The following is a 6655-nucleotide window of genomic DNA, read 5'->3' on the forward strand; positions in this document are numbered from 1 at the left end:
AGCGCGCCGACCACATTAGCCAGAAGCACCAATGCCGCATACAAAGGCCACGACGTCCCCCGAAGCCACCGCAGATACTCCTGAATAGTCATAATCAATAGGATAACTGGTCAATCGGTGCGACGGGCGGTGTCTCGGCCGCGCATATCGCCGGCATGGCATGTCCGGGGCGCAACGTACACTATTCCCATGAATTCCCGCGCCACCGACCGCCCCGAACCGCCACTGCTCCGGCAGATGGTGGGATCCCCCACCGTGCGCGAAACACTCACGAATGCTGTGTACGCTGCCCGGGAGATTGCTGCGCGTGGGGACGGTGGTGTGGCTAGCGGGACTGCTACAACCGACTACGCTCTGTCCGCCGGCCAGCATCCATCGGCGCACCAATCCGCCCACATGACCCACGCCTGGCTCTTCACCGGGCCGCCCGGCGCGGGCCGCTCCGTCGCCGCGAAAGCATTCGCCGCGTCGTTAATGTGCAAGGAAGAAATACCTGGTTGCGGGCAATGCGAAGCCTGCCGGACCGCCCTGGCGGGAACGCACACGGACATTGTCACGATCGTGCCCGAAGGCGTCGTTATCCCGGTGAAACAGGTGCGCGACATGATCGAAGCGGCCTCGCGCATGCCCACCACCGCGCAATGGCGCGTCGTGATCGTCGAGGACGCGGACCGGCTCAACGATGCCGGCGCCAATGCCCTGCTGAAGTCCATCGAGGAGCCGCCACCGCGGACAGTGTTTATCCTGTGCGCGCCGTCCACCGACCCGGATGATGTCCACGTGACGATCCGTTCGCGATGCCGACACGTCTACATCCCCACTCCCTCGATAGACGAGGTCAAACACATTCTTGCCGACGACGCAGCCCTGGGGCTTACCGACAAGCAGATTGATTGGGCGGCGTCTGTGTCGGGCGGGCATGTTGGACGGGCCAAGCGGCTAGCGTCGGACGAACAGGCGCGCACTCAGCGGCAACGGGCACTGCGCGTCCCGGAAAAGGTGTATCAGGACGGGGACGCGTATCTGTACACCGGAGAACTGGTGGCGTCGGCAAAGAAGGAAGCCGAGGCGGCCACCGCTGAACGGGATGAGGCCGAGTTGGCGAAGTTGCGGGAGGCGCTGGGTGTTGGTGCGAAAGGGCGTGGCGCGGCGAAGGCGCAGCGGGGGAGTGCGGGCGCGATGAAGGAGCTGGAAACGAAGCAGAAAAACCGCCGAACGCGAATGGTTATTGACCTGTTGGATCTCTCGCTGATGGATATTGCGGGGCTTTACCGCGATGCGCTCATGGTGAGTGTTAATGCTGGTGGCGGAGGTGTGCCCGCTATCCACCCCGACCACGTGAATACAGCGGCCGAACTGGCCCGGCGAAACACGCCTGAGCAGCTGCTACAGTGCGTCGATGCTGTCCGGATGGGGCGAGAGCTACTCGCTTCAGGGGTTCGGCAAGAGGGAGCGCTCGACGCGATGGTGGGACGGTTGCGGCAAATATGTGTGACCGGGCCTGTTGGGTAGGGCGAGGGAAGTCGCGGCGGGGGCGGGAATTTATCGCACGAATCGCGAGGTGAGGGCTACGTTTTGGTCCCGCGACTGGTTCAGGTAATATGCGTCGAGGTACTTCATGCCGCCTTAGCTCAGTCGGTAGAGCATCTCACTCGTAATGAGAAGGTCGTCAGTTCGATTCTGACAGGCGGCTCCACGTAGCCCCAGGCACAATTCTGGTTCTGACTGGGGCTTCACGCATTTCCGCGGACCGGGGGAACACGAGGCATCGTGCGTGGTTTTGCGGTGGCGTTCGGGATCTTTCCGTAATAATTCCCGAACACATCACGGGTGGGATAACGGGGGTATACACGTGATGCAGATTGCTAATGGGGACGACTTAGTTTTGCCAGAGCCAAAGGCCCTTACATGGCTGGGTACACGAGGGACGTTCCTCTCCGAGGTACTCTCTTTCGGAGATCAACATGCTCGATGCCTTGATATTGAGAGCTTCGGACCCTGAGCTCGGGACCAGGGATCGAAAGGAGCAGCTGTCAGGCGCACGGCACATAGTGCTGACGGTCGCTAGCCGCAGGTTGGGGCCCGACACTGGGGTGTCGGTGAACTATTTTGAAGTCACCTCGCCAGAGCACGCAACCCTTACTGCGGCAGCATGGGGAAGGATCGGCGAAATGGGGCGCGTATCTAGCCGAGTGTTCACCCACGAATCGCCGACACTCATGCTCGCGCTGGCGGGCGAAGGGCGACTAGTACAGGACACTCGTCAGCTCACGGGGCCGGAAGCGGATGAGGAGCTCGAGTACGGATCGTTCGCGGTGGCCCCTGTTTACGCAGGTAATAGCCTTTTTGGCCTGCTCACCGTTGATGCTAAGCCGGTTAATGGCCTCACGAGCTTTCACCAAAAACTTCTGATGAAGTACGGCTCGTCATTGGCCACGACGTTCGTGGCGCAGGGAGGAGTGCCGAAAATTAACATGGATTCTTTCAGCCGTGCGGGTAGAATTGTTTCTGACTTACGCCATGGAGGTGAGCCGAAGTGACCAGCCCAAAGAACACCACATTCGATGCAACCTATTCGGAGCGCATCAAGCTCCTTGAGACGGACCCGGAGCAGTATTTCGCCAAGTACCGCTGGCCTAGATTCGACTTCTCGGATGACGAGAACAATAAGTCTGGTCGGCGGAAGAAGCGTTGGTAGGCGCACTGCGTCGACAAACACCCGTCATGAGGATATCGCCAGATCAATTCTGACAGGCGGCTCCACATCCCGCCTATCCGAGCTTGTAGCTCTTACGGATAAAGAAATCTACAGCTCGGTCGGGGAGTAGGCGGCGTAACAGCACCGTGAACTTCGCTAATGGCCCCACCGCGTACCTCGTGCGGGGCCGCTCAGTCGTCGCGGCCTTCACAACAACACGCGCCACAGTCCCAGGCCGGGACACCATCCCCGGGCGGTGCTTAAACTCAACAGACTCCGCCACCGCGTGCGCCATCTCCGCATACGCCCCACCATCACTGGTTTCCTCCAACGATTCCTGAGCAATATGCGGCCACTCTGTCTTCACCGGGCCTGGCTCCACCACGGACACATCGATACCCCACGGCTCCAGCTCCAAGCGCAGGCAATCGCTCAGGCCCTCCAGAGCAAACTTCGACCCGTGGTACCAGCCGCCGAGCAGGGCAGGAACCTTCCCCGCGATCGACGACACATTCACAATCCGGCCCTCCCCCTGCTCCCGCATATACGGCGCAACCAAACGCACCAACGCCATCGGGCCGAACACGTTAACCTCAAACTGTCGGCGGGCATCCTCCGGATCGACATCCTCAATAGCGCCCACAACGCCATATCCAGCACAATTGATCAGAACATCAATGTGGCCAGCGTCGTCGATAATGGTGTTGATCCCGTCGCGCATGGAAGCTTCATCAGTCACATCCATCCGCAGAGTGCGCACCCCGTCGCGCGCCAGCTCGCGCAAACGATCCTCGCGCCGCGCCGCACCGTAAACCACAAAACCCTTCTTGAGCAGCTTGAGCGCGGCCGATCGACCGATACCCGACGTCGCGCCCGTCACCAAAGCAACCTTCTTGCCATCGAGTGAGCTAGAGCGATTGTTATGAGCTGTGTCGGGATTCGTGCGAGCCATCGTTGTCCTACCTTCCGGCGATTCAGGCGATACGTCGAAAACATGATCCATACCACATATTGGTCGTTTGTGTGAGAGTTGCGTAATTTCGGCCTAAAATCGCGATTTTATTTCGTTGGAAAACTGGGCACTCCTACGATAAGGCCATGTCCTCCCCGAAATCGTCTGAGAGCGACAGCTCAGACGCACATCTTGACCCTGCCCTACATACCGCTGACAGCAGCGTCGCTTCCGCAACGACGAGTGCGCGAAGTAGCACGCAACAGGATCAGCTTGCCGACGTCACACCTCACGAACTCCGGGCCGCCACGCCGACCACCGCGAACGCCTCGGATCGCTACGCATGGGTTTTCGTCGTACTGGCGATGTTTGTGATCGCCTGGGGTGGCAACGAATTCACACCGCTCCTCATTTTTTACCGTGGTGAAAGTGTGTTCTCGCCGGTCTTCGTCGACTCCCTGTTGGGGGCATATGCCATCGGGATTATGGCCGGTTTGGTTTTCTTAGGGCCACTCTCGGACAGGTACGGGCGTAAGACGGTGATGTTATGGGGGCCGGTCGCGGCCATCATCGGCTCGATTTTGATTGCCATCGGTGAAAAGTCCGAGGTCCCCATGTTTATCGGCCGACTGCTCGCCGGCCTGGCTGTGGGGATTGCCATGACTGTTGGTGGCTCGTGGGTGAAAGAGCTCTCTCAGGCACCGTTTGACCCGCACGCGAAAAAGTCTGCTGGTGCGGCCCGAGCAGCGATGGCTCTCACGGGTGGCTTCGGAGTTGGTGCCGGAGTTGCTGGTCTTCTCGCACAATGGGGGCCGATCCCAGGGCAGCTTTCCTATATTTTGCAGATCATTCTGTCTATCCCCACCCTGGTTTTCCTGGTGAAAATACCGGAAACTCGCCAGTCTGCACACTTGAAAGTTCACGGCAGCTTTTGGTCTGACCTGGCCGTTCCCACCGCTAAGCACCCACGGTTCTTGACGGTCGCCGTGCCGATCGCACCCTGGGTCTTCGGGGCTGCCGGCGTTGCCTACGCGGTGACACCCGCACTCATGTCCTCACACGTCAAAGCCCCCGTCGCCTACTCCGCACTCCTCACCGTGGTGTGCTTGGCATTCGGGTTCGGCATCCAGCAAGTCGGCGACCGCATCAACACCGACTACAGCGCGCGCGGCCCCATCCTGGGCATCGTGTTCGTTGCCATTGGGATGGCATTAGCGGCTTTCGTATCGACGCGACTCTCCATCGTTGGATCCATTTCCGTGGCTGCTTTGTTGGGCCTCGGGTACGGGCTCGTTCTGATCTCTGGCCTGACGGAGGTCCAGCGGCTCGCTGGTCCGGATGATCTTGCCGGTTTGACCTCGGCGTTCTACGTGCTGACGTATGTCGGGTTCTTCTTCCCCATGATTTTGACGAAGCTCTCCGGGGATTTCGACTACGTAGACATGCTCGCTTTCGGCGCCATCGAGGCCACGCTGACGCTGATTCTTCTGTTCATGGTGTCGCGTAAAAACCTGGACGACGTGACGGCTGAGGAGTAGCCGGTGGGGTGGCGCTTGGGAGCCAGCCTCGATCACCGGCCCTTGACCGCCAACCCTTGACCGTGACGTTTAGGGAAGCATACTGTTGGGGTGGTGATTCACTCACCACGCCGCCGCGCAATAGCCACCGCTGTCATAATCAGCCTCGTTATTGCAGCCCTCTTCGCCGTCATCGTGACCCGGCGACGATCGTCGTCGCCCAGTGAAGAGGAAGAACTCAACGGACCATCGAGCTCCGCCATCACGATCAAGTCGGGTGGTCTCACCCGCTCGTACCGCTTATCCGTACCCAGTACCGACGCAACCGCCGCGCCGCTTCCGGTGATCTTCGCCTTCCACGGGCACAGCCAAAATGCCGCGCTCATGGAGAAATACACCGATCTCGACCGACTCCCGGCCCTCGTCGTATACCCCCAAGGCGAAAAAGACACAAGTGGCACCCAGCGCGCATGGGAATCCGCGCCCTACGCCACCACCAACGACGGGGACAAAGACTCGCAGCTCGTTCGCGATATCCTCGCCCAGCTCGACCGGAAATACCGGATCGACCACACCCGGATCTACGCGACCGGGAAATCCAACGGCGGGGGATTCGCCGCCAAACTCGCCTGCACAATGCCGGAGACCTTCGCCGCCGTGGCGCCCGTCGCCGGTGCCTACTATCCTGCGACGCACACATCATGCACCACCGGGTCGACGCCGAACAACGACGTGTCTGTCTTGGAAATACACGGTGTCAAAGACGGAACCATGCACTACGACGGAGGCACAAGCCACGGCGAACGCTACGTAGCAGCACCCGAACTGGCGGGAACATTCGCGCAATTAGACGGATGCGCATCGGAACCCGCTACATCGCCGACGTCGGCGGCCAACGTCACCCGCATGACATGGGGAGGGTGCCGCCCGGGAGTCGACGTCGAGCACCTTGCCATCGCTGATGGAGGCCACAATTGGCCGGGATCGCCATACCAAAAGGAAAGTGGGGAAGGGCCGTATAACCACACGCTCCAAACCACCGACGTGGTGTGGGACTTCCTGAGCCGGCACCATAAATAAGGTGCGCGGGGCGACGCGCGGCGAATAAGGCCGTTCGCAGCGAGTTTTTACGCCTCCAGTTTTACGCTTCCACTTCCGCTTTGCTAGACAGCTGCACGCACGCCCCCAGCACCGCCACGAAGCCGACCACTGCCAACCACATCAACCCCGGCCGGACTTCGTCGCCCAGCCAGATCAGCCCGATCGCCGACGGAACAATGGTCTCGCACGCGAAAGACAGCGCCGCCACCGTCGTCGTCGGCAATCTATCCAACGCATAGCCATAAGCAACCACAGCAAGGCCGCCCATCAGCACCATCGCCCAGACGAACGCGTCGCCGAGCCAGCCGAATACCGACGAATGCACCGTCACTAAACGGGCAGCTACGCCGACGAACCCGAAGCCCAGGCCCGAGATGACCGACAGAA

Annotated in this window: 6 protein-coding genes, 1 tRNA gene and 1 pseudogene; 6 read left to right on the plus strand and 2 right to left on the minus strand. The window is 60.4% G+C overall.

The features are described from left to right. Window positions 1-189: 189 nt before the first annotated feature. The 4 genes from Q3981_RS05495 to Q3981_RS05510 all read left to right on the plus strand — a co-directional run bounded on the left by Q3981_RS05495 (window position 190) and on the right by Q3981_RS05510 (window position 2698). The gene (locus tag Q3981_RS05495) at window positions 190-1512 is read left to right on the plus strand and encodes a DNA polymerase III subunit delta' (RefSeq protein ID WP_303124423.1); all 1323 of its coding nucleotides are present in this window, start codon (window positions 190-192) and stop codon (window positions 1510-1512) included. A gap of 108 nt (window positions 1513-1620) precedes the next feature. After that, window positions 1621-1696 (plus strand) — tRNA-Thr (locus Q3981_RS05500). Between the two features lie 403 nt (window positions 1697-2099). Next, window positions 2100-2540: a hypothetical protein gene (locus Q3981_RS05505; protein WP_303124424.1), complete on the plus strand. Its 441-nt coding sequence runs from the start codon at window positions 2100-2102 to the stop codon at window positions 2538-2540. Further along, window positions 2537-2698 carry a hypothetical protein gene (locus Q3981_RS05510; protein WP_303124425.1) on the plus strand — a complete coding sequence of 54 codons (162 nt, stop codon included), beginning with the start codon at window positions 2537-2539 and terminating at the stop codon, window positions 2696-2698. Before Q3981_RS05505 ends, Q3981_RS05510 begins: the two co-directional genes overlap by 4 nt. A gap of 73 nt (window positions 2699-2771) precedes the next feature. Here the strand turns inward: Q3981_RS05510 and Q3981_RS05515 are convergent, their stop codons facing one another. Further along, window positions 2772-3650 (minus strand): oxidoreductase, encoded by an 879-nt coding sequence (locus tag Q3981_RS05515; RefSeq protein ID WP_303124426.1) that lies wholly within the window; start codon window positions 3648-3650, stop codon window positions 2772-2774. A gap of 146 nt (window positions 3651-3796) precedes the next feature. Between Q3981_RS05515 and Q3981_RS05520 the strand changes: the two genes are divergently transcribed. Together Q3981_RS05520 and Q3981_RS05525 are read left to right on the plus strand one after the other, a co-directional pair. Next, on the plus strand, window positions 3797-5188 hold the full coding sequence (locus Q3981_RS05520) for an MFS transporter (protein ID WP_303124427.1): 1392 nt from the start codon (window positions 3797-3799) through the stop codon (window positions 5186-5188). 93 nt (window positions 5189-5281) lie between these two features. Further along, a complete protein-coding gene (locus Q3981_RS05525) occupies window positions 5282-6247 on the plus strand; it encodes a PHB depolymerase family esterase (protein WP_303124428.1) in 966 nt (321 codons plus the stop codon). A 61-nt stretch (window positions 6248-6308) separates the two neighbouring features. On the opposite strand, the pseudogene Q3981_RS05530 reads toward Q3981_RS05525, so the two are convergent. Continuing rightward, a pseudogene (locus tag Q3981_RS05530) lies at window positions 6309-6655 on the minus strand (hypothetical protein); the annotation flags it as partial.

The sequence above is a fragment of the Corynebacterium sp. genome, from assembly GCF_030530965.1.
In the GTDB taxonomy this organism is placed as follows: Bacteria; Actinomycetota; Actinomycetes; order Mycobacteriales; family Mycobacteriaceae; genus Corynebacterium.